The 26,339-nt window shown below is 69.5% G+C and carries 24 protein-coding genes; 21 read left to right on the top strand and 3 right to left on the bottom strand.

Annotation, left to right across the window (positions count from 1 at the left end; all coding sequences use genetic code 11):
- Positions 1-23 precede the first annotated feature (23 nt).
- On the bottom strand, positions 24-494 hold the full coding sequence (locus RF637_RS09415; RefSeq protein WP_131333187.1) for a DUF1844 domain-containing protein: 471 nt from the start codon (positions 492-494) through the stop codon (positions 24-26).
- A 362-nt stretch (positions 495-856) separates the two neighbouring features.
- Here RF637_RS09415 and infC point away from each other — a divergent pair, with 362 nt between their 5' ends.
- From infC to RF637_RS09375, 8 genes are all read left to right on the top strand, one after another.
- Positions 857-1,807 carry a translation initiation factor IF-3 gene (gene infC, locus RF637_RS09410; RefSeq protein ID WP_368844696.1) on the top strand — a complete coding sequence of 317 codons (951 nt, stop codon included), beginning with the start codon at positions 857-859 and terminating at the stop codon, positions 1,805-1,807.
- 118 nt (positions 1,808-1,925) lie between these two features.
- Positions 1,926-2,123, top strand: coding sequence for a 50S ribosomal protein L35 (gene rpmI, locus RF637_RS09405; protein WP_035963278.1), 198 nt, complete (start codon positions 1,926-1,928; stop codon positions 2,121-2,123).
- A 92-nt stretch (positions 2,124-2,215) separates the two neighbouring features.
- Complete coding sequence (gene rplT / locus RF637_RS09400; RefSeq protein ID WP_035963276.1) at positions 2,216-2,602, top strand: 50S ribosomal protein L20; 387 nt, start codon at positions 2,216-2,218, stop codon at positions 2,600-2,602.
- 8 nt (positions 2,603-2,610) lie between these two features.
- Positions 2,611-3,567 (top strand): RNA methyltransferase, encoded by a 957-nt coding sequence (locus tag RF637_RS09395; protein ID WP_239318169.1) that lies wholly within the window; start codon positions 2,611-2,613, stop codon positions 3,565-3,567.
- A 48-nt stretch (positions 3,568-3,615) separates the two neighbouring features.
- Positions 3,616-4,059, top strand: a complete 444-nt coding sequence (locus tag RF637_RS09390; protein WP_368844695.1) for a (deoxy)nucleoside triphosphate pyrophosphohydrolase — start codon at positions 3,616-3,618, stop codon at positions 4,057-4,059.
- 149 nt (positions 4,060-4,208) lie between these two features.
- Complete coding sequence (pheS, locus tag RF637_RS09385) at positions 4,209-5,267, top strand: phenylalanine--tRNA ligase subunit alpha (protein ID WP_064845938.1); 1,059 nt, start codon at positions 4,209-4,211, stop codon at positions 5,265-5,267.
- A 4-nt stretch (positions 5,268-5,271) separates the two neighbouring features.
- Positions 5,272-7,824, top strand: a complete 2,553-nt coding sequence (pheT, locus tag RF637_RS09380) for a phenylalanine--tRNA ligase subunit beta (RefSeq protein WP_368844694.1) — start codon at positions 5,272-5,274, stop codon at positions 7,822-7,824.
- A 32-nt stretch (positions 7,825-7,856) separates the two neighbouring features.
- Positions 7,857-8,468, top strand: coding sequence for a hypothetical protein (locus RF637_RS09375; protein ID WP_368844693.1), 612 nt, complete (start codon positions 7,857-7,859; stop codon positions 8,466-8,468).
- Positions 8,469-8,537: 69 nt separating this feature from the next.
- On the opposite strand, the gene RF637_RS09370 is transcribed toward RF637_RS09375, so the two are convergent.
- Entirely contained in the window at positions 8,538-9,515 is a 978-nt protein-coding gene (locus RF637_RS09370) for a quinone oxidoreductase (RefSeq protein ID WP_368844692.1), read from the bottom strand.
- A 192-nt stretch (positions 9,516-9,707) separates the two neighbouring features.
- On the opposite strand from RF637_RS09370, the gene argC reads away from it, so the two are divergent.
- Genes argC through RF637_RS09340 form a run of 6 tightly spaced genes read left to right on the top strand, consistent with a single transcriptional unit; the run spans position 9,708 to position 15,726 of the window.
- Positions 9,708-10,757, top strand: a complete 1,050-nt coding sequence (argC, locus tag RF637_RS09365; protein WP_368844691.1) for an N-acetyl-gamma-glutamyl-phosphate reductase — start codon at positions 9,708-9,710, stop codon at positions 10,755-10,757.
- Between the two features lie 44 nt (positions 10,758-10,801).
- Positions 10,802-12,007: a bifunctional glutamate N-acetyltransferase/amino-acid acetyltransferase ArgJ gene (gene argJ, locus RF637_RS09360; protein ID WP_368844690.1), complete on the top strand. Its 1,206-nt coding sequence runs from the start codon at positions 10,802-10,804 to the stop codon at positions 12,005-12,007.
- 10 nt (positions 12,008-12,017) lie between these two features.
- The gene (argB, locus tag RF637_RS09355; RefSeq protein WP_368844689.1) at positions 12,018-12,968 is read left to right on the top strand and encodes an acetylglutamate kinase; all 951 of its coding nucleotides are present in this window, start codon (positions 12,018-12,020) and stop codon (positions 12,966-12,968) included.
- On the top strand, positions 12,965-14,227 hold the full coding sequence (locus tag RF637_RS09350) for an acetylornithine transaminase (RefSeq protein ID WP_368844688.1): 1,263 nt from the start codon (positions 12,965-12,967) through the stop codon (positions 14,225-14,227). Before argB ends, RF637_RS09350 begins: the two co-directional genes overlap by 4 nt.
- Positions 14,228-14,263: 36 nt before the next feature.
- Positions 14,264-15,235, top strand: a complete 972-nt coding sequence (argF, locus tag RF637_RS09345) for an ornithine carbamoyltransferase (RefSeq protein ID WP_085106709.1) — start codon at positions 14,264-14,266, stop codon at positions 15,233-15,235.
- The gene (locus RF637_RS09340) at positions 15,232-15,726 is read left to right on the top strand and encodes an arginine repressor (protein ID WP_064845925.1); all 495 of its coding nucleotides are present in this window, start codon (positions 15,232-15,234) and stop codon (positions 15,724-15,726) included. Before argF ends, RF637_RS09340 begins: the two co-directional genes overlap by 4 nt.
- A gap of 109 nt (positions 15,727-15,835) precedes the next feature.
- Here RF637_RS09340 and RF637_RS09335 read toward each other — a convergent pair whose 3' ends face one another.
- The gene (locus RF637_RS09335) at positions 15,836-16,267 is read right to left on the bottom strand and encodes an ankyrin repeat domain-containing protein (RefSeq protein WP_085106711.1); all 432 of its coding nucleotides are present in this window, start codon (positions 16,265-16,267) and stop codon (positions 15,836-15,838) included.
- Positions 16,268-16,466: 199 nt separating this feature from the next.
- Here RF637_RS09335 and RF637_RS09330 point away from each other — a divergent pair, with 199 nt between their 5' ends.
- From RF637_RS09330 to tyrS, 7 genes are all read left to right on the top strand, one after another.
- On the top strand, positions 16,467-17,981 hold the full coding sequence (locus RF637_RS09330) for a long-chain fatty acid--CoA ligase (RefSeq protein ID WP_144932667.1): 1,515 nt from the start codon (positions 16,467-16,469) through the stop codon (positions 17,979-17,981).
- Positions 17,982-18,067: 86 nt separating this feature from the next.
- Positions 18,068-19,273, top strand: coding sequence for an argininosuccinate synthase (locus RF637_RS09325; RefSeq protein WP_368844687.1), 1,206 nt, complete (start codon positions 18,068-18,070; stop codon positions 19,271-19,273).
- Positions 19,274-19,413: 140 nt separating this feature from the next.
- A complete protein-coding gene (gene argH, locus RF637_RS09320) occupies positions 19,414-20,859 on the top strand; it encodes an argininosuccinate lyase (protein WP_368844686.1) in 1,446 nt (481 codons plus the stop codon).
- A complete protein-coding gene (locus RF637_RS09315; protein ID WP_368844685.1) occupies positions 20,856-21,566 on the top strand; it encodes a DNA-3-methyladenine glycosylase in 711 nt (236 codons plus the stop codon). The genes argH and RF637_RS09315 overlap by 4 nt, the downstream gene beginning before the upstream one ends.
- Before the next feature lie 40 nt (positions 21,567-21,606).
- Positions 21,607-22,134: an adenine phosphoribosyltransferase gene (locus RF637_RS09310; RefSeq protein WP_064845919.1), complete on the top strand. Its 528-nt coding sequence runs from the start codon at positions 21,607-21,609 to the stop codon at positions 22,132-22,134.
- Between the two features lie 87 nt (positions 22,135-22,221).
- Positions 22,222-24,519, top strand: a complete 2,298-nt coding sequence (locus tag RF637_RS09305) for an AAA family ATPase (protein WP_368844684.1) — start codon at positions 22,222-22,224, stop codon at positions 24,517-24,519.
- A 13-nt stretch (positions 24,520-24,532) separates the two neighbouring features.
- The gene (tyrS, locus tag RF637_RS09300) at positions 24,533-25,840 is read left to right on the top strand and encodes a tyrosine--tRNA ligase (protein WP_085106716.1); all 1,308 of its coding nucleotides are present in this window, start codon (positions 24,533-24,535) and stop codon (positions 25,838-25,840) included.
- Positions 25,841-26,339 lie beyond the last annotated feature (499 nt).

Raw genomic sequence — 26,339 nt, 5'->3', positions numbered from 1 at the left:
AAGGGCTTCAACGGGATTGACGCTCAGCCGTAGACCGGGCCCGTGAACTTCTCGCCGGGTCCCGCGCCGGGGGCGTCGGGGAACGGGGAGGCCTCGCGGAACGCGAGCTGCAACGACTTGAGGCCGTCGCGTAACGGGCCCGCGTGCTGGGAGCCGATCTCGGGAGCGGCAGCGGTGATCAGACCCGCCAGGGCGATGATGAGCTTGCGCGCCTCGTCCAGGTCCTTGAGTTCCTCGGCGTTCTCCTCGGCGGCCAGACCGCACTTCACGGCGGCGGCGCTCATTAGATGGACCGCGGCGGTCGTGATGACCTCGACCGCGGGGACCTCGGCGATGTCACGCATCTGGTTGTTCACCTCGGCGAGGGTCTCGTCGGGCAGCGCACCGGGATCGGAGGCGCCGTGGTCGTGGGCGGCGTCGTGAGCGTGGGCGGGACCCTGGGACGATGCGGTGTCGGTGAATTCGAAGCGCTCGGAGCGCGGCTGCTCGGACATGGGACCACTGTAGAACAGCGACCTCGCCCGGCGTGGGGCCGTCCCTCGACTGGCCCCGACGCCCCCGCATGCGTTATATTAGTGGATAGTGTGCAAGCGGAGATGACTCCCACCCGCCGCCGCCCGCCGAGTGACGCGATCACACGGCACAAGGTGCCCGGGTTCGTGACCGAACGACCACGCCGTTTTCAGAACGGTCGTGTCATCTCGGTCTTTGTGTGGTTCTTACCTCCGCTCGCGCGTGCCGCAGCGGAGGTTTTTCGTTGTGGTCCAGGACCCAACCACGGGGAAACCCACGAACTCAGGAGCTTGGCATTAGCGATCCACGTATCAATGACAGAATCCGTGTCCCGGAAGTCCGCTTGGTCGGACCTGGCGGCGAGCAGGTCGGCATCGTTCGCGTGCAGGACGCGCTGCGGCTGGCCCGAGAATCGGATCTCGATCTGGTCGAGGTCGCACCCAACGCCAAGCCCCCCGTGGCCAAGCTCATGGACTTCGGCAAGTACAAGTACGAAGCTGCGGTCAAGGCTCGTGAGGCGCGCAAGAACCAGGCCAACACGGTGCTCAAGGAAGTGCGTTTCCGGTTGAAGATCGACACGCACGACTACGAGACCAAGGTGGGTCACGCCAAGCGCTTCCTCTCCGCGGGGGACAAGGTCAAGGCCATGATCCAGTTCCGCGGTCGTGAGCAGCAGCGCCCCGCGATGGGTGTGCGCCTGCTCGAGCGGCTCGCGGAAGACGTCGCCGAGGTCGGTGTCGTGGAGACCGCGCCCCGCGTGGACGGTCGCAACATGGTCATGGTCATCGGTCCGCTCAAGAACAAAGCGGAGGCTCGGGCCGAGGCCCGCAAGCAGAAGCAGCGGGAAACGTCGCAGTCCGAGAACCAGCGCAAGCAGCGGGTGGACACCTCTACTGCCGAGTCCGTGACCCAGTCCATCGGGGACGCGTTCCCGGCGGAACTGCGCCAGGCGGCCACCGTGCAGGCGGAGAGCTCGCAGAGCGCTCCCATCGCGGCGGAGGACAAGGTCCAGGAGACCGTGGCGCCGGCGTCCGGTACCGAAGCCACCCAGGCTCCGGCGCAGCCCGAGGCTTCTGCACAGCAGGCCACCGCGGACGCCAAGGTCGCAGCGGCCAAGCCGGCGGCGGCGCAGGCGGGTACCGCATCGACGTCGTCACCCAAGCCCGCAGCGAGCCCCAAGCCCGCTGCAAGCGCGAAGCCGAGCGCGAAGCCCGCACCCGCGACGCCGAGCGCGGCGGCCAAGCCCGCGGCACCGAAACCCGGGGCGTTCAAGCCCGGGCCCGCCAAGAAGTAACCGCGGCACAGGAATTGACAGCGTCGGGCGTGTGATCGCCCGACACCAGCGTGGTCGCGGCCGTGTGTCGCGACCCACCGGTGTGCCCCACCGGTCGATGTAAAAGGAGACGGTCACCATGCCGAAGATGAAGACCCACAGCGGTGCCAAGAAGCGTTTCAAGCTCACCGGTTCGGGCAAGGTCAAGCGCCAGCAGGCCAACCGCCGCCACTACCTGGAACACAAGTCCTCGCGTCTGACCCGCCGTCTCGCGGGCGACCAGATCGTCTCCACCCCGGGTGAGGCCAAGGCCATCAAGCGGATGCTGGCCAAGTAGGCCCTTCCTCTTCCATTTCGTCAGCGTCGCGTTTGCGCGGCGGGTAGTCATGTTCCGGCAGGGGTCGGAACCGAATCGTTAGGAGTACGCACGTGGCACGTGTGAAGCGGGCGGTCAATGCCCACAAGAAGCGTCGTGAAGTTCTGGAGAAGGCCTCGGGCTACCGCGGTCAGCGGTCCCGGTTGTACCGCAAGGCCAAGGAGCAGATGCTCCACTCGTACACCTACTCCTACAACGACCGTCGCAAGAAGAAGGGCGACTTCCGTCGGCTGTGGATCCAGCGCATCAACGCCGCCGCCCGCGCGAATGGTCTGACCTACAACCGCTTCATCCAGGGCCTGAAGGCCGCTGAGGTCGAGGTGGACCGTCGCATGCTGGCCGAGCTGGCCGTGAGCGACGAGAACGCGTTCGCGACCCTGGTCCGCGTGGCCAAGGACGCCCTGCCGGAGGACACCTCCGCGCCCCGCACCGCCGCCTGAGTGCCGCTGTGACGTTCGTCGAGCGCCTGGAGGACCGGTTGCTGTCCAACCCCCGAGCCGATCGGGTCAAGGACGTGGCCGCGTTGACCAGGCGCTCGATGCGTTCCAAGCGCGGATTGTTCCGCGCCGAGGGCCCGCAGAACGTGCGCGAGGCGGTCCGTCTCGCGCTCGCGGATTCTCCCGCTCCCGGGTTGCCGCGGCTCGATGCCGTGTACGTGACCCTGCAGGAGCTCGACCGGCATCCGGGGATCGCTGCGGATCTTGCCGCGGTCGCCGACCGCGGTGACGCGTTCGTCCGGGCGGTCACCCCGGAGGTACTCGCGGCCATGACCGATGCGGTCACGCCGCAGGGGATGCTGGCGGTGTGCCGCTTCCCTTCCTCTGCTTTGGACGCGTCTGAGGCATCGGGCTCCTCTGACGACGCCGCTCGCGCCCTCGGTGCCGCACGCCTGGTGGGCATGCTGGTCCGGGTGCAGGACCCGGGTAACGCCGGCACCGTGATCCGTACCGCGGACGCCGCCGGCGCAGATGCCGTGCTGTGCACTCCCGGCACCGTGGACCCGTTCAACCCGAAATCCGTGCGCTCCTCTGCGGGGTCGCTGTTTCACGTCCCGGTGTTCACGGGCATGGAACTCGCCGCGGTCGTCGCGGCGGCTCGTGAGCACGGCATGGGTGTGCTCGCCGCGGATGGTTATGCCTCCATGACGGTCTCCGAGCTGGCCGACGCCGCGATGCTGCGCGCCGCGGGCATTTCTTCGGGGGACGTGGCGTATCCCCTCGAGCAGCCCACCGCGTGGCTGTTCGGTAATGAGGCGCAGGGACTGTCGGAAGCGGAGGTCGCGGCCGCGGATCTGTCTGTGGCGGTGCCGCTGTACGGGGCCGCCGAATCGCTCAACGTGGCCACCGCCGCGACCGTGTGTCTGTATGCATCGGCGCAAGCCCAGCGCCGGATTTTCGATCGCTGACGCTTCTCTCTCCGCGCTGTCCGAATTGTCGGTGACACACTGAACACCATGACTTCCGATCTGCCCGCGCGCTTCCGGACCCAGGTGGTCGGGGTGGCCCTGCTCGACGACGCACATCACCCCACCGCGTTCCTCGCCGCCCAGCGCGCCTACCCCGAGACATTGCGCGGGCTGTGGGAGTTCCCGGGCGGCAAGCAGGAACCGGAGGAGAGCGCCGAGGACGCACTCGTGCGCGAATGCGCGGAGGAGCTGTCGGTGCGGGTGGAGCTTCTGGCTGAAATCTCAGGCCCCCATGCTCAGGGATGGCCACTGTCCGAGAAGGCCGCGATGCGAGTGTGGACCGGAACCACTGCGGATACACCCGTGGTGGGCACCGATCACCTGGCCGTGCGGTGGGTTCCGTCGAGCGACCCCTACGCCGTACTGGCCTTGCCGTGGATCCCGGCGGACCTTCCGATCGTGCGGGCACTGCTGGGACAGCTCGCCCCATGACCCCGCCGGGTCAGCGGACGCCATGGGTCCTCCACTAGACTGACCCTGCCCGCACCGGCCACGCTGCGGGCATTTGCACGAACAGCGGCTCACCCACCGGGGGAGCGAGCTCGTGAGAACACCGTCCGCCAGTAGGAACGCGAGAAACCATGTCCGAGACCACACCGTCCGCCGCGGTGGACCCCACCGACGAGGCCGGGGTGACGGCCGCCCTCGAGCACGCACTGCGTGAGATCGAGGCCGCCGCCGACCTCTCCGAGCTGAAGACCGTTCGCCTGGCCCACACGGGGGAGAAATCCCCGCTGGCGCTGGCCAACCGTGCGATCGGTGGGCTGGACAAGGCCGCCAAGGCCACCGCGGGCAAGCTGGTGGGGCAGGCCCGCGGACGCGTGAACAAGGCGCTCGCGGCACGCGCCACCGTGCTCGAGGAGGAGAGGGATGCCCGCATCCTTGTGGAGGAAGCGGTGGACGTCACGGCGGCCACGCGGCGTCGTCGGCTGGGCGGACGGCACCCCTTGACCAACCTGATGGACCACATCGGGGACATCTTCGTGGGTATGGGTTGGGAGGTCGCGGAGGGACCGGAGCTCGAGCACGAGTGGTTCAACTTCGACTCGCTGAACTTCAAGCCGGACCACCCGGCGCGGCAGATGCAGGACACGTTCTTCGTGGACCCGCCGTCGTCACACCTGGTGCTGCGCACCCACACCTCGCCGGTGCAGATGCGCTCGCTGCTGGAGCGCGAGCTGCCGGTGTATGTGGTGTGCCCGGGCAAGACCTACCGCACGGACGAACTGGACGCGACCCACACCCCCGTGTTCCACCAGGTGGAGGGCATCGCCGTGGACGAAGGGCTGTCCATGGCGGACCTCAAGGGCACCCTCACCCACTTCGCGCGCACCATGTTCGGCCCGGAGGCCGCGATCCGGTTGCGGCCCAACTACTTCCCCTTTACCGAACCCTCCGCGGAGCTGGACGTGTGGCACCCCACAGCCAAGGGCGGACCGCGGTGGATTGAGTGGGGTGGCTGCGGCATGATGCACCCCAACGTGCTGCGGGCCGCGGGGATCGACCCCGAGCGCTACTCGGGGTTCGCGTTCGGCATGGGCATCGAGCGGACCCTGATGTTCCGCAACAACGTCCCGGACATGCACGACATGGTCGAGGGCGACGTCCGCTTCAGCGAACACTTCGGGATGGAGATCTAGAGCAATGCGAGTTCCTTTGTCATGGCTGCGTGAGTACGCGCCCGTTCCCGAGGACGCCACCGCGGAGGACGTCCTGGCCACCCTCGTGAAGGTGGGTCTTGAGGAGGAGGACGTCCACCGCCCCTCCGACTCCCTCTCCGGTCCGATCGTGGTGGGCCAGGTGCTCTCCATGGAGCCCGAGACCCACTCCAACGGGAAGACCGTGAACTGGTGCTCCGTGCGCGTGGTGCCGGAGGGCCATGAGCAGACGCTGACGGGCAAGGGCATCGACCCCTCGGGCGTCCAGGGAATCATCTGCGGTGCCCACAACTTCTCGGTAGGTGACAAGGTGGTCGTCGCCCTTCCGGGTGCGGTGCTGCCGGGTGACTTCCGGATCTCCGCGCGCAAGACCTACGGCCACATCTCGGCAGGCATGATCGCCTCCGTGCGCGAGCTCGGCATTGGCGACGACCACGACGGCATCCTGGTGCTGTCTCGGATCGGGCTGGACCCCGAGATCGGCTCCGACGCCCTGGAGCTGCTGGGTCTCTACGACTCGGCGGCAGAGGTCAACGTGACCCCGGACCGCGGGTACGCGTTCTCGATCCGCGGGATCGCCCGCGAGTACTGCCACGCGGTGCGCGCACCGTTCACGGATCCCGTGGCGGAGCTCGCGCCGCGGGTGCCCGCGTCCACCGAGGACGGGTTCCCCGTGACCGTGTCCGACGACGCCCCGATCCATGGCCGCGCCGGGTGCAACCGCTTCGCGGTGCGCATCGTGGAGAACGTGGATCCATCCATCCCGTCCCCGCAGTGGCTCGTGTCGCGGTTGCGCCTGGCCGGGATCCGCTCCCTGAGCCTGCCCGTGGACATCTCCAACTACGTGATGCTCGAGTACGGCCAGCCGATCCATAACTACGACGCGGACACCCTGCAGGGCGGGATTACCGTGCGCCGTGCGCGGGCCGGCGAGAAGCTGACCACGCTGGACGACAAGTCCCGTGAGCTGAACACCGAGGACCTCGTGATCGCGGACGAGTCCGGTCCCGTGGGCCTCGCCGGCGTCATGGGCGGTGCCGCGACCGAGGTCGGGGAGAACACCACGCGCGTGCTCGTGGAGGCCGCGCGCTTCGACGAGGTCTCGATCGCCCGCACCGCCCGCCGACACAAGCTTCCCTCGGAGGCGTCCAAGCGATACGAGCGCGGCGTGGACCCGCAGCTCGCACCGGTTGCTGCGCAGCGCGTCGTCGACCTCCTCGTGGAGCTGGCCGGCGGCACGGACTCCGGGCGGGTCACGGACGTGGACCACACGGACCGCCCCGCCGCGATCGAGCTGCCCGCGGGCTACCCTGCGGCGCGCGTTGGAGTGGACTACTCTCCAGAGGTCGTCGAGCGCAGCCTCGTGGCCATCGGCGCCGAGGTCACGGAGACCGCGGACGGCTGGACCGTGGTCCCGCCGTCGTGGCGCCCGGATCTGCTCGAGAAGGAGGACCTCGTCGAGGAGGTCGCGCGTCTGGACGGCTACGACAAGATCCCCGATCGCCTCCCCGTGGCGCCTCCCGGGCGCGGCTTCACGCGCTCGCAGGCCGCGCGACGCCGCGTGGCCAACACGCTCGCGGCCGCCGGGCTCACCGAGGTGCTCAGCTACCCGTTCGTGTCCCAGGCGGACAACGACCTGTGGGGCAGCGCGGACGGTGAGCACGTGGCGTCGATCAAGCTCGCGAACCCCATCAGCGAGGCCCAGTCCCTGCTGCGGGTGAGCATCCTGCCCGGGCTGCTCGGGGTGCTCAAGCGCAACCACTCGCGCGGACTGCGGGACCTGGCCCTCTACGAGATGGGCCACGTGTTCCTCGCGGACGGCTACACCCCGGACACCCAGCCCATCCCGCCGCTCGGCGTGCGCCCGGCCGCTCCGGAGCTCGAACGGCTCGACGCCGCCGTCCCCGACCAGCCGCGCAGGCTCGCCGCGGTGCTCACGGGGCACGACGCCGCTGCAGGCCCGTGGGTTGCGCCGCGCACCCTGGACTGGCAGGACGCGCTCGACGTCGCCGTGCTCGCCGCACGCAGCGTGGGCGTGGAGCTGAGGGTCACCCAGGGCTCGCATCACGCGTTCCACCCCGGGCGCACCGCGCAGCTGAGCACTCAGGACGGCGCCGTGATCGGTATGGCGGGAGAGCTGCACCCCAAGCTCGTCGCGGCCCAGGGGTTGCCCGAGCGCACGTGCGCCGTGGAACTCGACCTGTCCGCGCTGCTCGATCGTGAGGCCTCGGCGGTCACCGCCCAGGTGATCTCGGGCTACCCCGCGGCCACCCAGGATGTCGCACTCGTGGTGGACGCGAGCGTCCCCGCGGCGGACCTGCTGACCACGGTGCGTCGGGGAGCGGGCGAGTTGCTCGAAGCCGCCGAGGTCTTCGACGTGTATGCGGGCAAGGGCATCCCCGAGGGCAAGAAGTCCGTGGCGATCGCCCTGCGGTTCCGGGCCGCGGACCGTACCCTCACCGCGGACGAGGCCTCCCACGCCCGTGAGAACGCGGTGGATGCGGCCCACAGGGAGCACGGCGCTGAGATCCGAAGCTGATCACCCCCCCACCAGCCAGGAGAAGTCATACCGTGAGCCACGACACCCAGGAACTCATCGATTTCGACGAGCACGACCAGGAGACACGACCCGGTGGTGCCCGAGGATGGTGGATCGTCCTCATCGTGCTGCTGGGGGCAGTCGTGACCCTGGCGCTGGGGTTGGCCTCGGCGTTGTCCTTCGACAAGGCCTCCCGGCTGGAGGAGTGGGCGGGGGAGTCGATGGTCGTCTCCGGGACGTACCAGACGCTCACCAAGGACCTCGTGACCCAGGACTACAACGGGATCTACGCGGGCATCATGCCCAAGAACGAGCTGACCGAACGCTACCCGTTCGACAACCGGCTCGACGATCCCGTCAAGAAGACCGAGGGGAACCAGATCACGTTCCGCGGCACCCAGACGGGTGTCCAGGACTCCGACTTCCTGCGGGAGGTGGACGCCCTGCTCGCGGAGCAGAACGGTCACCTGACGGTCGTGGAGACGGGCGAACCCGGCTCCTACGGGGACAGCGGGGTGACGGACTCGATGGTCACCGGCCAGCGGGTCCGCGCCGCGGCACTCGGGGTGGGCGCGCTGTTCTGCATCGGCCTCACGGCCTGGGGTGCGCGCCGCGTGCACCGCGGGGTGCGGGCAGGCACCTAGATCTCCGCTCCGGCGCAAGCCTGTGGCGCACCGCCCCGTGGGCTCCCGGACCCACGGGGCGGTGTCGTCTCACGGCAACAGCAGGAGCTTCCCCTGCGTGCCGCGGGATTCGAGGTCGCGGTGCGCGGCGGCGGCGTCGCCGAGCGGGTAGGTGGCGCCCACCCGGACCTCGAGGCCCCCGGAGGTCACGGCGTCCATGAGCTCGCCCCAGCGCCACGTGCGCTCGTCCCGGTCCCGCGTGTAGTAAGCCAGGGACGGGCGGGTCACGTAGAGCGCCCCGGAGCTGTTGAGCCGCTGCAGGTCCAGCGGGGGCACCTGGCCGGAGGAGCCCCCGAAGAGCACGGTGGTCCCGCGCACGCGGGTGGCCGCGAGGGATTCGTCGAAGGTCGTACGGCCCACAGAGTCATAGACCACGTCCGCGCCCAGGCCGTCCGTGAGCTCGCGCACGCGCTCGGCGAAGCCCTCGTAGCCGAGCACGTGGTCCGCGCCGAGGCGCTTGGCCGTCGCGGCCTTATCCGGGGTGGAGGTCAGCGCGATCACGGTGGCGCCGATGCGCTTGAGCAGCTGGATGGCCAGCCCGCCCACACCGCCGGAGGCCGCCGTGACCACCGCGGTCTGCCCGGGCTGCACGGGGAACGTGGACCGCACCAGGTAGTGCGCCGTGAGTCCCTGCAGGGGCAGCGCACCGGCGGTCTGAGGGTCCATGCCGTCCGGCACGGGTAGCGCCTTGTCCTCCTCCACCGTGAAGAACTGCGCGTACGTGCGGGTGGCCTCGGAGGTTGCCACGCGCTGACCGGTCCGCACGGTGGTGACCTCTGAGCCCACAGCCACGACCTCGCCGGTGCCCTCTGAGCCTGCCGTGAACGGGAAGTCCACGGGGTACACGCCGGAGCGCTGGTAGGTCTCGATGAAGTTCACACCGGTGGCCTCGGTCCGCACGAGGACCTCCCGGGGGCCGGGCTTGGGGACGGGCACCTCGGCCGGGCGCAGCACCTCCGGGCCACCGGGCTCGTGCGCGACGATCGCCTGCATCGTGGTCTCGCTCATGGTCAGTTCCTCCTCGCAGCGGGGTGCCGTGCTCGCAGAGGGGCACGACGGCGTCCCCGTCAGTCTCGCGCTGCGGCACCTCCCGGCACAAGGCAGTGCACGTCGGGGCGGGCGGTCACCCGCGCGGAGATTTGGAACGCGTTATGCATAAATATTGAGTGGAGTGTATAGGAATACGGTATGGTGGAGCCCATGACCTACACCGCTGCAGTCTCAGGCGCCACCGGCTACGCGGGGGGAGAGGTGCTCCGTCTGCTGTGCGGGCACCCGGACATCGAGATCGCCACCGTGGCGGCCCACTCCTCCGCCGGGCAGAAGCTCGGGGCGCTCCAGCCGCACCTGCACGCGCTCGCGGACAGGGATGTCGTCGAGTCCACCGCGCAGAACCTCACGGGTCACGACGTCGTGTTCCTGGCCCTGCCCCACGGTCAGTCCGCGGCGCTGGCCGAGCAGCTGCCCGCAGGCACGGTCGTGATCGACGCCGGGGCGGACCACCGGCTCGAGTCCGCCGAAGCGTGGGGAGCGTTCTACGGATCAGACCACGCCGGCACGTGGCCCTACGGGCTGCCCGAGCTGCTCGTGGACCCGAACGGCCGCAAGCAGCGAGAGAACCTGCCCGGCGCCACCCGGATCGCCGTCCCTGGCTGCTACCCCACGGGATCGCTGCTCGCGCTGGCACCCGCGCTGGCGGCGGGACTGGTGTCTCCCCAGGACATCGTGATCGTGTCCGCGTCCGGGACCTCGGGCGCGGGCAAGGCCCTGAAACCTCACCTGCTCGGTGCCGAGACGATGGGGGGGATGTCCCCGTACGGCGTCGGCGGCGGGCATCGGCACACCCCGGAGATCGAACAGGGGCTGGGATGGGCGGCAGGCGAAGGCGTGCGGATCTCGTTCACCCCCACCCTGGCCCCCATGCCCCGCGGCATCCTCACCACGGCCACCGCCGCGCTGCGCCCGGGCACGACCGAGGAAGCTGTGCGGGAAGCCTACCGCGCCGCGTACGACGGCGAGCCGTTCGTCCACCTGTTGCCCGAGGGGCAGTGGCCCACCACCAAGTCGGTGCAAGCCTCGAACCACATGGCGCTGCAGCTGGCCGTGGACCCGCACGCCGGGCGGCTCGTGGTGAGCGCGGCCATCGACAACCTGACCAAGGGGACGGCAGGAGCCGCCGTGCAGTCCCTCAACCTGGCCCTCGGCCTCCCCGAGACCTCGGGCCTCGCCGCGCAGGGCGTGGCACCGTGAATCCCGGGTCCCCGCTCGACCGCCCGTCCGAACCAGGAGCTGCGATGTCCTCGCACAACCCCTTTCCCGACGTCCCCGTGAGCACCGACTCCGGCGTGTGCGCCGCGGCCGGTTTCAGCGCCGCTGGCGTGGTGGCCGGCTTCAAGAAGTCGGGTGGCCGTGACCTCGCCTTGGTGGTCAACACCGGGCCCGACGACGCCGCGGCCGCCCAATTCACCAGCAATCGCGTGGCCGCCGCCCCCGTCCACTGGTCCCGCGAGGTGATCCGGCAGGGCCGTGCCCGCGCGGTGGTGCTCAACTCGGGCGGGGCGAACGCGTGCACCGGCCCGCAGGGCTTCCAGAACACCCACGAGACCGCCGAGCTGGTGGGTGAGCAGCTGGGCATCGGCGCAGGGGACGTTCTGGTGTGCTCCACCGGGCTGATCGGGGAGCAGCTGCCGATGGACGTCGTGCGCGGCGGGGTCCCGGCCGTCGTGGCCGCGCTCGCACCCGGGCAGCGTGCCGCGGCGGAGGCCGCGGAGGCCATCATGACCACGGACACCGTCCCCAAGCAGGCCTGCGTGAGCGGCGCAGGGTGGAGCGTGGGCGGCATGGCCAAGGGGGCGGGCATGCTCGCACCGGGGCTGGCCACCATGCTCGTGGTCCTCACGACCGACGCCGTCCTGAGCGCGGAGGAGCTCTCGCTCGCTCTGAAGGAGGCGTGCCGTGTCACGTTCAACCGCGCGGACTCGGACGGGTGCATGTCCACCAACGACACCGTGGTCCTGATGTCCTCCGGTGCCTCGGCGCAGCGCCCGGACCAGGGGGAGTTCACGCACGCACTGACCGCGGTGTGCCACAGCCTCGCGCAGCAGCTGATCACGGACGCGGAGGGTGCCTCCCACGACATCGCGATCACCACGGTGGGCGCGGCCACAGAGACCGAGGCGGAGGACGTCTCCCGCACGGTGGCCCGCTCCAACCTGTTCAAGACAGCGGTGTTCGGTAACGACCCCAACTGGGGGCGTGTGCTCTCGGCGGTGGGCACCACGGACGCCCAGTTCGACCCCGACCGGATCGACGTCACCATCAACGGCGTGACGGTGTGCCGCAACGGCGCAATCGGTGATCCGCGCGAGGGCGTGGACCTCGCGGCGTCGCGCGCTGTGGACGTCCTCATTGACCTCAAGGCCGGGGACGCGAGCGCGACCGTGTGGACCAACGACCTCACCCATAACTACGTCGAGGAGAACAGCGCCTACTCCAGCTAGCGCGCCCACCATGTCACGACTCAGCGATAACACCAGGTACGAGACGGCCCGCTCGAAGGCGGAGACTCTCATGGAGGCCCTGCCGTGGATCCAGCGCTACGCGGGATCCACCATGGTCTTCAAGTACGGCGGCAACGCCATGATCAACGACGACCTGCGGCGCGCCTTCGCGGAGGACATGGTTTTCCTGCGCCACGTGAGCATCCGCCCGGTCGTGGTCCACGGCGGCGGCCCGCAGATCAGCGCGATGCTCGAGTCCCTGAACATCCCGTCCGAGTTCAAGGACGGTCTGCGCGTGACCACGCCCGAGGCCATGTCGGTCATCCGCATGGTCCTCACCGGGCAGGTGGGGCGGGAACTCGTGGGCCTGATCAACGCCCACGGCCCGTACGCGGTGGGCATGTCCGGCGAGGACGCGGGGCTGCTGCAGGCGCGCCGCGTGCGCACCGGGTCCGACGGCGCGCCCCTGGACCTCGGTCTCGTCGGTACCGTCACGCGCGTCAACACGGTTGCGGTCGAGCAGCTGCTGGACATCGGCAAGATCCCGGTCATCGCCTCGATCGCCCCGGAGCTCGCGGATTCGGACGACGACGCCGCGGGGCGGGGTGCGCTCACGGGGCAAGTCCTCAACGTCAATGCGGACACGGCGGCCGCCGAGGTCGCCGTGGCCCTGGGCGCGGAGAAGTTCGTGGCCCTCACAGACGTCGAGGGGCTCTACGCGGACTGGCCGGATCGCTCGTCGCTGATCTCGTCCCTATCCGCGGCGGAACTGCGTGAGATGCTGCCGGAGCTCGAATCGGGGATGATCCCCAAGATGCGGGCGGCTCTGCGAGCGGTGGACGGCGGTGTGCCGCGCGCGAGCATCGTGGACGGGCGCACGGAGCACTCGTCCCTGTTGGAGATCTTCACGGACACGGGTATCGGCACAGAGGTCACACCGGACGGAGTTGAGCACTCATGAGCAACCAGGACGAACTGCTGGGGGAGTACAAGGAACACCTTCTGGGAGTGTTCGGGGATCCATCACTCGTGCTCGTGTCGGGCGAGGGCGTGCACGTCACCGATGCCAACGGCAAGCGGTACCTCGACCTGCTCGCGGGGATCGCGGTGAACGCCCTGGGTCACGCGCACCCCGCGTGGGTGCGGGCGGTCTCGGAGCAAGCGAGAACCCTTGCGCACATCTCCAACCTATTCACGTCCCCGGGCAGTATCCACCTGGCCGAGAAACTGCTCAAGGTCACTGGGGCGCCCGAGGGCTCCCACGTGTTCTTTGCGAACTCGGGCTCGGAGGCGAACGAGGCCGCGTTCAAGCTCGCGCGCCGCCACGGCCGCGCGCACCCGGACGCGCAGGGTCGGCCCCGGACGCGTGTGCTCGCACTCGAGAACTCGTTCCACGGCCGGACCATGGGATCCCTGTCACTTACGGCCAAGGCGGCCTACCGCGAACCGTTCGAACCGCTGCCCGCCGGGGTCACCCACATCCCGGCCACGGCGGAGGCCCTCGAGCGCGAACTCGACGACACCGTGAGTGCGGTGATCGTGGAACCCGTCCAGGGTGAGGCCGGCGTGCACGGGCTACCCGAGGGGTTCCTGGCACTGGCCCGCAGGCTCACGCGCGAGCACGGTGCACTGCTGATCGTGGACGAGGTGCAGTCCGGGATGGGCCGCACCGGCGCGTGGCTCGCCGCCACCGCCCAGCTGCCCCGGGGTGAGTTCCCGGATGCTGTGACGTTCGCCAAGGGGCTCGGTGGCGGGTTCCCCGTGGGGGCCATGCTCACGGCGGGACCGGAGGTCTCGGCCCTACTGGGAGCGGGTCAGCACGGCACCACGTTCGGGGGCAACCCCCTGGCGATGGCCGCGGGACTCGCGACTATCACGACCCTCGAGAACGAGAACCTGCTCGACAACGCCCGGGACGTGGGAGCCCACCTCGCGCAACGGCTGCGGGAGGTCCCCGGGGTGGGGGAGGTCCGCCAGTACGGTCTGTTGGTCGGCGTGGACCTCGTCGCGGAGAACACCGAGGACGCGGAGAACGCCGGGACTACCGGGGGCCCCATGGCCCAGCGCGTCGTCGCCGCCGCGCGCGAGGCGGGATTCATCCTCAACGCCACCGGACCCACCACGCTGCGTCTGGCGCCGCCTCTCATCATCACCGCAGAGCAGGCGGACACGTTCGTCGAGGCCCTGCCGCAATTGCTCGAGACCGTCCGCGCCCGCTGAGCCCCGGACAGCACCACACCCGAAGGAGAATCCCCCGTGCCCCGTCACTTCCTGGTCGACACCGATCTCACCCCCGAGGAACAGTCCGGGGTCCTGGACCTTGCCGCCGCGCTCAAGGCGGACCGGTTCTCCCGCCGCCCGCTCGCGGGTCCGCAGACCGTGGGGATCATCTTCGACAAGACCTCCACCCGCACCCGCGTCTCGTTCGCGGCCGGGGTGAGCGACCTGGGCGGCAACCCGCTGATCATCAACCCGGGGGAGTCCCAGCTGGGCCACAAGGAAACCGTCGCGGACAGCGCCCGCGTGCTCTCCCGGATGCTCGCGGCGATCGTGTGGCGCACGTACGCGCAGTCCGGGCTCGAGGAGATGGCCGAGTTCAGCGACGTCCCGGTGATCAATGCCCTGTCCGACGACTACCACCCGTGCCAGATCCTCGCGGACCTGCTGACGCTGCGCGAGGAGTTCGGGGACGTGGCCGGGCGCACCCTGGTTTACCTGGGGGACGCCGCCAACAACATGGCGAACTCCTACCTGCTCGGCTGCGCCACGGCCGGCATGCACGTGCGCGTGGCCGGACCGGAAGGCTACCTGCCGCGCGAGGACGTCGTCGCCGCGGCCCGCGAACGCGCCGAGCTCACCGGCGGCTCGGTGCTCGTGACCACGGACGCGAGAGAGGCGCTGAAGGACGCGGACGCCGTTGTCACCGACACGTGGGTGTCCATGGGCCAGGAGAGCGAGAAAACCGAGCGCGCGCAGATCTTCACGCCGTACTCCGTGACCTCCGAGGCCATGGCGCTCGCGGCCGACGACGCCGTGTTCCTGCACTGCCTGCCCGCCTACCGCGGCTTCGAGGTCGCCGCGGACGTGATCGACGGCCCCGCGTCCCGGGTGTGGGACGAGGCCGAGAACCGGGTGCACGCGCAGAAGGCCCTGCTCACGTTCCTGCTGGATTCCTCGGGACTGGCCGCGGACCTGCCCGCCGCCCTGCGCCGCGAGGAGGCACGGTGAGCATCCCCACGACCAAGACGGCGCGCCAGGCCCGGATCCTCGAACTTGTGACCGGAGGAGACGTCCACTCGCAGGCCGAACTGGCCGAACTGCTCGCGGCGGACGGCATCCAGGTGACCCAGGCGACCCTGTCCCGGGACCTCGTGGAACTCGAGGCGGTGCGCGTGCGCTCCGCGAGCGGGGGCATGGTCTACGCGGTTCCCCAGGCGGGGGTGGACCGGTCCCCGACCAGCGGCGTCACCCGCGAGAGCACCGACGCCAAGCTCGCCGCACTGTGCCGCGAGCTGCTCGTGACGGCCGAGGGCAGCGCCAACCTCGTGATCCTGCGCACCCCGCCCGGGGCCGCGCAGTACTTCGCCTCGGCGATCGACCACTCGCTGCTCCCCGAGGTGCTCGGCACCATTGCCGGGGACGACACCATCATGGTAGTCAGCCGGGATCCCCAGGGCGGGGAGCAGCTCGCGCGGAAGTTCCTGGACCTCGCCCGCTGAGCGCGCCCACCAGGCACGCGGACGACGCCGCCCGCGCGCCGTCCGCGCCCGTGCCACCTCCCGGCGGTGGGCCCCCAGCCCCTGGAAGAGCAGGTGCCGTCCGCCCGGTTCAGGCCTCGCGCGTCTCGTAGCTCTCCAGCAGCGGCAGCAGGTGCTCCTGGCCGAAGACGCGGGCCACGTCCTGTGCGTGCTGGTGACCCGTGGCCTGGCCCGCCCCCGCCTCGAGCAGCGCGCGGGCAATGGGCTCGTTGCCGCGGAACACCGCACAGACCAGGGCAGTGAAGCCCATGTCGCTCACGCGCTCGGTGTCCGCGCCGCGGGCGAGCAGCATGGCCACCGTCTCCTCGCGCTCCAGGTACGCCGCCAGGTTCAGCAGGGTGTCCCCCTTGCTGTTCGTGAGGTTGACCGGCACCCCGGCGTCGAGCGCAGAGCTCAGCAGCTGGGTGTCGCCGTTGCGGGCGGCATCGAACAGGGATGAGACGTAGGCCAGCTCCGCCTCGGTGAATTGGGGGCTCTGCGCGTTGCTGTGCTGGTCGGTCACGGGGGATCCTCCTGTGCGGGGGCCACGGCCCGTGGCCCGGGAACGAATTGACGGGATTGCGGAGAGCGGCGGCCGGGGCTCGTCGCGTGCGGCGCTGTCTAGTGTCGCACGCGGAATCCGGGCGGGGTCGACGTTTGACTCGAATATCCGATACGGGCAGTATCACGTGTTAGAACTCACACCGTCTTCTGGAGGACCCATGACCAACCTGGCCACCCTGCTCACCACCTCGGCCGCCCAGTACACGTCCGATCCCGCGATCATTCTCGACGAGCTGCACATGACCTACGGGCAGCTGGACGATCTCTCCGCCCGCGGCGCGGCGCTGCTCAAGGCCAACGGCATCCGACCGGGGGACCGCGTGGCCCTCGTGCTGCCCAACGTGCCGCACATGGCCGTGCTGTACTACGCGATCCTGCGCGCCGGCGGCATCGTAGTCCCCCTCAACCCCCTGCTCACGCCCCGAGAGCTCACCTACCACTTCCAGGACTCCGGGTGCTCCTTCGTGCTCGCGTGGGAGGACATGGCGCAGGCCAGCCAGAAGGCGGCCGAGGAGATCGAGGGCCTCAACGTGCTGCCCATCAGCGCCCGCGGAACGGTGGAGCGCCTCCAGGGTGTGGATCCCGACCGTGACGTCGTGGAGCGTCAGGACTCGGACACGGCCGTGCTGCTCTACACGTCCGGGACCACCGGCCGCCCCAAGGGGGCGGAGCTGACCCACCACAACCTGCTCACCAACGCCGAGGTCTCCGGCGAGGTGTTCAACCTGCACCACGGGGACGTGATGTTCGGTGGGCTGCCCTTCTTCCACGTGTTCGGCCAGACGGTGGCGCTCAACGGCGTGATCTGCAGCGGTGCGGCCGTGACTCTGCTGCCCCGCTTCCACCCGGGCAAGGCCCTGGAGATCCTGCGCCGCGACGGTGTCACGATCTTCGCGGGGGTCCCCACCATGTACGTGGCCCTGCTGCACCAGGCCAACCAGGACCCGCAGGCCGTCGAGGGCGTGGACCTGCGTGCCGGCGTGTCCGGAGGGTCCCCCATGCCTGTGGAGGTCATGGTCAAGTTCGAGAAGGTCTTCAACACCACCGTGTTCGAGGGGTACGGGCTGTCCGAGACCTCGCCGGTGGTGTGCTTCAACCAGCCGGGCAACGAGCGCAAGCCGGGCTCCATCGGCACGGCCGTGCGCGGTGCGGAGCTGCGCGTGGTGGACGGGGACGACCAGCAGGTCCCCACCAACGAGGTCGGTGAGCTCGTGGTGCGCGGGCAGTACGTGATGAAGGGCTACTGGAACAAGCCCGAAGCCACCGAGAACGCGATGCGCGGCGGCTGGTTCCACACCGGTGACATGGCCCGCGAGGACGAGGACGGCGCGTTCTTCATCGTGGACCGTAAGAAGGACATGATCCTGCGCGGCGGTTACAACGTGTACCCGCGCGAGGTCGAGGAGGCCATCTACCAGTTCCCCGGCGTGGTGGAGGCCGCGGTGCTGGGGGTCCCGAGCGAGAAGCACGGCGAGGAGGTCGGGGCCGTGGTGGTCTTCGAGTCCGGGGTGCTCGAGTCCAAGGGCCGCGAGGCGCTCACGCAAGAGCTGGACGCGTTCGTGCAGGAACGGGTGGCCAAGTACAAGTACCCCCGCATCTACCGCGTCACGGACGAGCTGCCCAAAGGCCCGACGGGCAAGATCCTCAAGCGCGAACTGACCCTCGATGCATAAATACTGATTGCTGTGTATAGTCATGCATGAGCCGCGGGGCACTCCCGCGTAGTCGGCGTCGTCGAGCAGTTGTGGAGGAAAGCACCGTGAGTGATCGCGTGGTATTGGCCTACTCGGGCGGATTGGACACGTCCGTGGCCATCGGGTGGATCGGTGAGGCCACCGGTGCCGAGGTCATCGCCATGGCCGTGGATGTCGGGCAGGGTGGCGAGGACCTCGAGACCGTGCGTCAGCGCGCCCTGAACTGCGGTGCCGTGGAGGCGTACGTCGCGGACGCCCGTGACGAGTTCGCGAGCGAGTACTGCATGCCCGCGTTGAAGGCCAACGGTCTCTACATGGACTCCTACCCCCTGGTCTCGGCCGTCTCCCGCCCAGTGATCGTCAAGCACCTCGTGAAGGCCGCGAAGCAGTTCGGTGCCACCACGGTGGCCCACGGCTGCACGGGCAAGGGCAACGACCAGGTGCGCTTCGAGGTGGGCATCCAGACCCTGGGTCCCGAACTCAAGTGCATCGCGCCGGTACGTGACCTCGCGTTGACCCGTGAGAAGGCCATCACGTACGCGGAGAACAACAACCTGCCGATCGCCACGACCAAGAAGAACCCCTTCTCGATCGACCAGAACGTGTGGGGCCGCGCGGTGGAGACCGGGTTCCTCGAGGACATCTGGAACGCGCCCACCAAGGACGTCTACGACTACACGGACGATCCCACGTTCCCGCCCGCCGCGGACGAGGTCGTGATCACGTTCGAGCAGGGCGTGCCCGTGGCGCTCGACGGCAAGCCCGTCACGCCGCTGCAGGCCATCCAGGAGCTCAACCGCCGCGCGGGTGCCCAGGGTGTGGGGCGGATCGACATCGTTGAGGACCGGCTCGTGGGCATCAAGTCCCGCGAGATCTACGAGGCCCCGGGTGCCATGGCGTTGATCGCCGCGCACAAGGAACTCGAGAACGTCACGATCGAGCGCGAGCAGGCCCGCTTCAAGAAGACCGTGGGCCAGCGCTGGACCGAGCTCGTCTACGACGGCCAGTGGTTCTCCCCGTTGAAGAAGTCCTTGGACGTGTTCATCGAGGACACCCAGAAGTACGTCAACGGTGACATCCGCATGGAGTTGCACGCGGGCCGGGCTACCGTGACCGGGCGGCGTTCGTCCACGGGTCTCTACGACTTCAACCTGGCCACGTACGACGAGGGTGACTCCTTCGACCAGTCCAACGCCCGCGGGTTCATCGAACTGTTCGGGATGTCCTCCAAGGTGGCCTCCCGCCGCGAGCAGGGCCTCGCCGAGGGCTGACATCCGTCTCCCGCGCCCCGGTGCGCGGGTGATCACCACATCATCGCGAACGGCCGGGCTCCTAGACTGGAGCCCGGCCGTTCCCCGCGCCGGGTGAGTGCCCGGCAATCCACGGTCCCACGACGTCCACGAGGAGCATCATGGCCCAGCACGAGCAGCACGGAACCAACGAGGGCGCCCTGTGGGGCGGTCGATTCGCGGGCGGGCCCGCGGACGCCCTCGCCGCGCTGAGCAAGTCCACCGATTTCGATTGGCGTCTGGCGCCGTACGACATCGCGGGGTCCCGCGCCCACGCCCGCGTGCTGCACACGGCCGGCCTGTTGAGCGAGGACGAGTTGAGCGGCATGCTGGACGCACTCGACCGGCTCGAGGCGGACGTGCGCAGCGGGGCGTACGCGCCGTCGCCGTCGGACGAGGACGTCCACGGGTGCCTCGAGCGCGGGCTCATCGAACGCGCCGGGGCGAACCTGGGCGGCAAGCTGCGCGCGGGTCGCTCCCGCAACGACCAGATCGCGACCCTGGGTCGGATGTACCTGCGCGACCACGCCTCGATCATCGCGCGCAACCTGCTGGAGCTCGTGCGAGCCCTCGTGGAGCAGGCGCGGCGCCACCCGTACGCCCCCATGCCCGGGCGCACCCACCTGCAGCACGCCCAGCCCGTGCTGCTGTCCCACCACCTGCTCGCCCACGCGTGGGCGGTACTGCGGGACGTCCAGCGGCTTGCCGACTGGGACAACCGTGCGGCGGTGTCCCCGTACGGTTCGGGCGCGCTCGCGGGATCGTCGCTGGGCCTGGACCCCAATGCCGTGGCGGCCGAGCTCGGCTTCGACTCCGCGGTGTTCAACTCGATCGACGGCACCGCGTCGCGGGACGTCTACGCGGAGTTCGCGTGGGTGTGCGCCATGGCCGCCGTGGACGTCTCCCGGATGAGCGAGGAGGTGACCACGTGGGCCACCAAGGAGTTCTCGTTCGTGACCCTGGACGACGCCTATTCGACCGGCTCATCGATCATGCCGCAGAAGAAGAACCCGGACGTCGCGGAACTCGCGCGCGGTAAGGCCGGGCGGTTGATCGGTGACCTCGCGGGTCTGCTCGCGACCCTCAAGGGGTTGCCGCTCGCGTACAACCGGGATCTGCAAGAGGACAAGGAACCCGTCTTCGACGCGATCGACCAGCTCGAGGTGCTGTTGCCCGCCGTCACGGGCATGATGGCGACCCTCGAGTTCCACACGCAGCGCCTCGCCGAGCTCGCCCCGCAGGGTTTCGCGCTCGCGACCGACGTCGCCGAGTGGCTCGTGCGCCAGGGCGTCCCGTTCCGCGAGGCGCACGAGATCTCCGGGGAGGCCGTGCGCGTGTGCGAGGACGAGAGCATCGAGCTGTGGGACCTGACCGACGAGCAGTTCACTGCGATCTCCCCGCACCTCACGCCCGGGGTCCGCGAGGTGCTCACGGTCGAGGGCTCCCTGTCCTCGCGCAACTCCCAGGGCGGCACCGCGCCGGACGCGGTCGCCCAACAGCTCACCGAGCTCGAACGGCAGCTCGCGGAGCTGGACGCCTTCGCCGCGCGCGAGCCCGTCGTCTCGTGACGGCCGGACTGCACGAGCTTCTCCTCGCCCCGGCCCCCGACGTCGCTCCCCGGCTGCTCGGCGCCGTCCTCGTGTGCGCGCGCCCCGGGGGCACGGTGGGGCTGCGGCTGACCGAGGTCGAGGCCTATGGCGGCCCGCAGGACTCGGACCTGCCGGATCCCGGGGCACACACCTACCGGGGTCGCACGGCGCGCAACGCCTCGATGTTCGGCCCGCCCGGGCACGTCTACGTGTACTTCACGTACGGGCTGCATCACGCGGTGAACTTCGTGTGCCGGCCCGAGGGCGTCGGTGGCGGTGTCCTGATCCGCTCGGGCGAGGTCGTGCTGGGCACCGAGGTGGCCACGCAGCGCAGGCTCGCGAACCGCAGTTCCGAACCGGCCTTCGCCTCGCTCGCGCGCGGGCCCGGCAACGTGGCGCAAGCCCTCGCACTGACCCGCGACGACGACGGCGCCGCGCTCGCCGATCTCGGCATCGCCCCCGATCCCGTGGCCCGGGCGCGCGAGGAGGTCGAACGGCGCGGTGACGACACGTGGGCCGGACTGGTCCTGGCGCAACGCCCCGCGAGCGACGTCGTCGTGACGGCCCGGACGGGCGTGTCCGGGGAGGGCGGGACGGACGCGTACCCGTGGCGCTACGCACTGCCGGGCGAGCCCACGGTCTCCCCGTACCGCAAGGCCACCGTCAAACGCCGCCGCACGCGCTAGCGCACCGCCCGCCGCGCGGTGCGCCGGATACGATGGAGCGGTGACTGAATCCGTGGAACAGATGATCGACCGGTTGTGCGCCAAGATCCCCGACCATCCCGAGCCGGGGGTGCTCTTCCGCGATCTCACGCCCCTGTTCGCGGACGGGGACGGTTTCCAGCGCACCGTGGACGCGCTCGTGGACGCCTTCCGCGGCCAGTACGACTGCGTGGCCGGTGTGGAGGCGCGCGGATTCATGATCGCCGCGGCCGTGGCGTACGCGTCCGGGGTGGGGATCATCCCGGTGCGCAAGGCGGGCAAGCTCCCGCGGGAGACCATCTCCCAGGCCTACGACCTCGAGTATGGCACGGGCACCCTGGAGATCCACACCGACGACGCTCCCCGCGGTTCGCGCGTCCTGGTCCTGGACGACGTCCTCGCCACGGGCGGGACCCTGGGTGCCACGGCGTCGTTGTTGACGCGCGGCGGGTACAACGTCGCGGGTTTCGGCGTGATCATGGAGCTGACTGCGCTGCGCGGCCGGGCCCAACTGGGTGGGCATCGCGTGCGCGCACTGTTGCGCGTGTGACGGGGGAGTCGCGCGGATCGAGCGGTAGGATAGACGATCGCCGGTTGAGCGACCGGACCCGTCGGCAGTGTGCGTGAGGTGAAGTGCGTGGAGGAATCCGCATCCGTGGAGGTGTCCCGGCAACTGGGGGAGGAACGGCGCTACGTCGCCGAGGCCTACGCCCGGTTGGACGAGTTGCGGCAACTCAATGCGGACGAGTTGCGCCGCGTCCGGACCACGAACTTCGGCGGGGGACACCAGGCGCGCTCCGAACGTGACGCATTCGCCACGCATTACGAGGACCGCCTCACCCAACTCAACTCGGTGGATGAACGTTTGGTCTTCGGTCGCCTGGACACCACCGAGGGGGAGCGGCACTACGTGGGCCGGCTCGGACTAGCCACGGAGGACCACCGCCGGCTCGTACTGGACTGGCGGGCCCGCGAGGCCGGGGCCTTCTACCAGGCCACCGCCGCCAACCCCATGGACCTGGTGCGTCGACGCCACCTCATCATGGACGGGCGGGACGTCACCGCCCTCGAGGACGACGTCCTGGATCCGGGTGCCGTCTCCGACGCCGAGGTTGTGCACGGCGAGGGCGCGCTCATCGCGGCCCTGAACTCCGAGCGCACGGGCCGTATGACGGACATCGTCGCCACCATCCAGGCCGAACAAGACCGCATCATTCGCGCCCCGCTGTCCGGGGTGCGCGTGGTCCAGGGTGGCCCGGGTACCGGCAAGACCGCCGTGGCCCTGCACCGTGCCGCGTACTTGTTATACGAACACCGGGAGCGGCTCGCCAAGTCGGGTGTGCTGATCGTGGGTCCGTCGTCGTCGTTCCTGTGGTACATCGAACGCGTGCTTCCGGCGCTCGGGGAGACCGGCGTGGTGATGTCGTCCCTCGCGGACCTCTATCCGGGTGTGCACGGCACGGTCGAGACCGACCCCTGGGTGACCCGTTGGAAGTCCGGGCTGCACATGGTGGACGTCATCAAGCGCGCCGTTGCTGACCGGGAGAAGGTTCCCGAGCGCACGCAGTGGCTCACCGTGGACGGCCACCGCGTGCGGCTCGAACCCTCGCTCGTGCGCCGGGCCCGGGAGCGTGCGCGCGCCACGGGCAAGCCGCACAACGAGGCCCGCGAGACGTTCGTGAAGGTCATCGTCAAGGAGCTCGCCCAGAACCTCGGGGACGAGCTCAACGAGAAGGCCGGGACCACGATGGACCGCTCGTACCTCAAGGAGGACCTGCGACAGTCCCGAGAGGTACGCATCGCGCTCAACCTGCTGTGGTTGCCCTTGACACCCCAGCAACTCGTGGCTCAGTTGTTCGCCAAGGAGCACTACCTGCGCTCCGCCGCCCCGCGGCTCTCGGACGCCCAGGTCTCGCGCCTGTTGCGGCCCGTCGACGCGCCGTTGACCGTACCCGACGTCGCCCTGCTGGACGAGGCCGCGGAACTGTTGGGCGACTTCGAGTCCGCCGGTATCAAGGTGCGCGGAGACCGTTCGCTCGAGGAGCGCAAGGCCCAGGAATCGGCGCAGAAGGCGCTCGAGGCCATGGCGGAGGGTTTCGAGGACATCGGTGCCCAGGGCGTCGTCACGGTCGAACAGCTCACGTCTTTCAACGCTGAGGCGCCGCACCGGATGACGGCGGCCGAAGCGGCGTCGTCGGACCGTACGTGGGCGTACGGGCACGTAGTCGTGGACGAGGCGCAGGAACTCTCGCCCATGCAGTGGCGCGTGCTCATGCGCCGGTGCCCCCTGAAGTCCTTCACGGTGGTCGGGGACATCGCCCAGGCGGGGAACGCGGCGGCGGCTCGGACCTGGGACGAGGCGCTCGAGCCGTTCGTGGGGGAGCGCTTCACGCTCGAGGAACTCACGGTCAACTACCGCACCCCGCAACCGATCGCCAACGCCGCGGTGCGGGTCGCGCAGGCTACGGGGATCGCGGTCTCCGATCCCACGGCGGTGCGCGGCGGCGATCCGCCCGTGATCGTGCCGGTGGCCGTCGAGGCGGAGCTGGCCGCGGAGATCGTGGCGCAGGTGCGGCGCGAACTGGAGCGGCTCGCCGGGGGTCTCGTGGGAGTGGTGTGTCCCGGGGGACGTTTGGCCGCGGTGGGTAAGGCCCTGGACGAGGCCTTCCCGGGGCTCGTGGCCGCGGGCATGCGCAGCCTGGACCGGCGGATCATGGTGCTCACCCCGTGGGATGCCAAGGGCCTCGAGTTCGATTCCGTGGTGGTCGTGGAACCCACGGAGATCGCGGACGACCCCGCCGGGGGCCCGGGAAATCTGTACGTGGCCATGACCCGTCCCACCCAGCGGTTGTACCTCGTGGCGGCCCACGGACTGCCCGACGGGATCACCCCGCAACCCGGGGAACCGGGCGCCGGGGACCCCACGGCGGCCTGATAACTTAGTCCACGTGTCAACCACCGATCTCAGCACCCAGCACAACGATCCGTCCTTCTCCTCCCTGTGGGAGGAGCTGAACTGGCGCGGACTCGTGCAGGTCTCCACGGATGCGGAGGCCCTGCAGGAAACGCTCGACGGTGGTCCCATCACGTATTACTGCGGGTTCGACCCCACGGCGTCCTCCCTGCACCTGGGACACCTGGTGCAGTTGTTGCTGCTTCGGCGACTCCAACTCGCGGGACACCACCCGATCGGTCTGGTCGGCGGATCCACCGGGCTGATCGGTGATCCGCGGCAGACCTCGGAACGCGTCCTCAACTCGCGCGAGACCGTGGCCGAATGGGTAAACCTGCTGCGCGAACAGGTCCAACGGTTCCTGTCCTTCGAGGGGGACAATCCCGCGCGCATGGTCAACAACCTGGACTGGACGTCCCAGCTGTCCGCGATCGATTTCCTGCGGGACATCGGCAAGAACTTCCGCGTGGGCACCATGATCAAGAAGGACATCGTGGCCAAGCGGTTGAACTCGGAAGAGGGGATCTCCTACACCGAGTTCAGCTACCAGATCCTGCAGGGACTGGACTTCCTCAACCTGTACCGGCAGTACGACTGCGTCCTGCAGACCGGCGGTTCCGACCAGTGGGGCAACCTCACCTCCGGCACCGACCTGGTGCGCAAGGCTGAGGGTGCCACGGTGCACGCGATCGGCACGCCGCTAATCACCAACTCGGACGGCACCAAGTTCGGGAAGTCGGAGGGCAATGCCATCTGGCTGGATCCGGAACTGACCTCGCCCTACGCCTTCTACCAGTTCTGGCTCAACACCGCGGACGCGGACGTGGCGGATCGACTCAAGGTCTTCACCTTCCGCACCCGCGAGGAGATCGCGGAACTGCAGCGTCTCACCGAGGAGGAACCCTTCCGGCGTGAGGCCCAGAAGGTCCTAGCCTCGGACATCAACACCCTGGTGCACGGGCCCGAGGCCACGCGCAAGGCGATCGAGGCGTCCGCCGCCGTGTTCGGCAAGGGTTCTTTCGAGGACCTGGACGAAGACACGCTCGCGGCGGTCGCGGCAGAGCTGCCCCACGCGGAGGTCGCACCGGGTGAGCACGCCGTGGTGGATCTGCTCGTGGCCACGGGCCTGGCGGAATCCAAGTCCGCCGCGCGGCGCACGCTCAAGGAGGGCGGTGCTTCCGTCAACAACCGCAAGCTCTCGGGGGAGGACGCCACCCTGACCGCGGACGACCTGTTGCACGGTCGGTTCGCGCTGCTGCGCCGGGGCAAGAAGAACCTGGCAGCCGTCACGGTCGGGAGCTGATCGTCGGGCACCGGGTCCCCGTCGGGCCCCTGGTCACGTACCCCGGGCATGGACGCCCGGAACCGCCGCACGGCGGAGCACCCGCGAGCCGGGGCCAGCGTTTTGCGCCGGTCCCGGCTCGTGTGTAATGTATTCCGAGTCGCCGCGGCGAGGAACCGAGAAGGAACCGGAGCCGCGGGGTGACCAGCAAAGATCAGCCCGACATGTCGGACCTCGTTCATGCTATGGTTACCTGGCATTCGGCAGCGCGAAGCGAATCGGCTTGAACAGTCAAGTTGACACGCCGAGCAACGCGGAACTAAGCTTGATGAGTCGCTTCGCGGCGGACCGAAGAGGTTCGATCCGAGAGGCAGCTACCAAAATCGTCGATCGGCCCCGAGCGGCTCGATTGCGCAACCGACCGTTGTGGCCCTGGTGAGGGGTCTGGTGGTGTGGTTTGTTGTTTGTCAACTCAATAGTGTGTCTAGTTTGTTGATACCAAAGTTTTTTGTTTTTGGTT

Source organism: Kocuria sp. CPCC 204721, from assembly GCF_040980945.1.
GTDB classification, from domain to species: Bacteria; Actinomycetota; Actinomycetes; order Actinomycetales; family Micrococcaceae; genus Kocuria; species Kocuria marina.
Note: the sequence above shows the minus strand (reverse complement) of the source record. Positions and strands in the feature narration are given on the sequence as shown.

What these genes read in the sequence shown, in the direction of transcription:
- RF637_RS09350 (WP_368844688.1), top strand. Translation starts at nt 12,965, where the DNA reads ATGAGCAACCAGGACGAACTGCTGGGGGAGTACAAGGAACACCTTCTG.
- RF637_RS09390 (WP_368844695.1), top strand. Translation starts at nt 3,616, where the DNA reads ATGACTTCCGATCTGCCCGCGCGCTTCCGGACCCAGGTGGTCGGGGTG.
- argH (WP_368844686.1), top strand. Translation starts at nt 19,414, where the DNA reads ATGGCCCAGCACGAGCAGCACGGAACCAACGAGGGCGCCCTGTGGGGC.
- RF637_RS09415 (WP_131333187.1), bottom strand. Translation starts at nt 494, where the DNA reads ATGTCCGAGCAGCCGCGCTCCGAGCGCTTCGAATTCACCGACACCGCA.
- argB (WP_368844689.1), top strand. Translation starts at nt 12,018, where the DNA reads ATGTCACGACTCAGCGATAACACCAGGTACGAGACGGCCCGCTCGAAG.
- pheT (WP_368844694.1), top strand. Translation starts at nt 5,272, where the DNA reads ATGCGAGTTCCTTTGTCATGGCTGCGTGAGTACGCGCCCGTTCCCGAG.
- argJ (WP_368844690.1), top strand. Translation starts at nt 10,802, where the DNA reads ATGTCCTCGCACAACCCCTTTCCCGACGTCCCCGTGAGCACCGACTCC.
- argC (WP_368844691.1), top strand. Translation starts at nt 9,708, where the DNA reads ATGACCTACACCGCTGCAGTCTCAGGCGCCACCGGCTACGCGGGGGGA.
- rpmI (WP_035963278.1), top strand. Translation starts at nt 1,926, where the DNA reads ATGCCGAAGATGAAGACCCACAGCGGTGCCAAGAAGCGTTTCAAGCTC.
- pheS (WP_064845938.1), top strand. Translation starts at nt 4,209, where the DNA reads ATGTCCGAGACCACACCGTCCGCCGCGGTGGACCCCACCGACGAGGCC.
- RF637_RS09370 (WP_368844692.1), bottom strand. Translation starts at nt 9,515, where the DNA reads ATGAGCGAGACCACGATGCAGGCGATCGTCGCGCACGAGCCCGGTGGC.
- RF637_RS09330 (WP_144932667.1), top strand. Translation starts at nt 16,467, where the DNA reads ATGACCAACCTGGCCACCCTGCTCACCACCTCGGCCGCCCAGTACACG.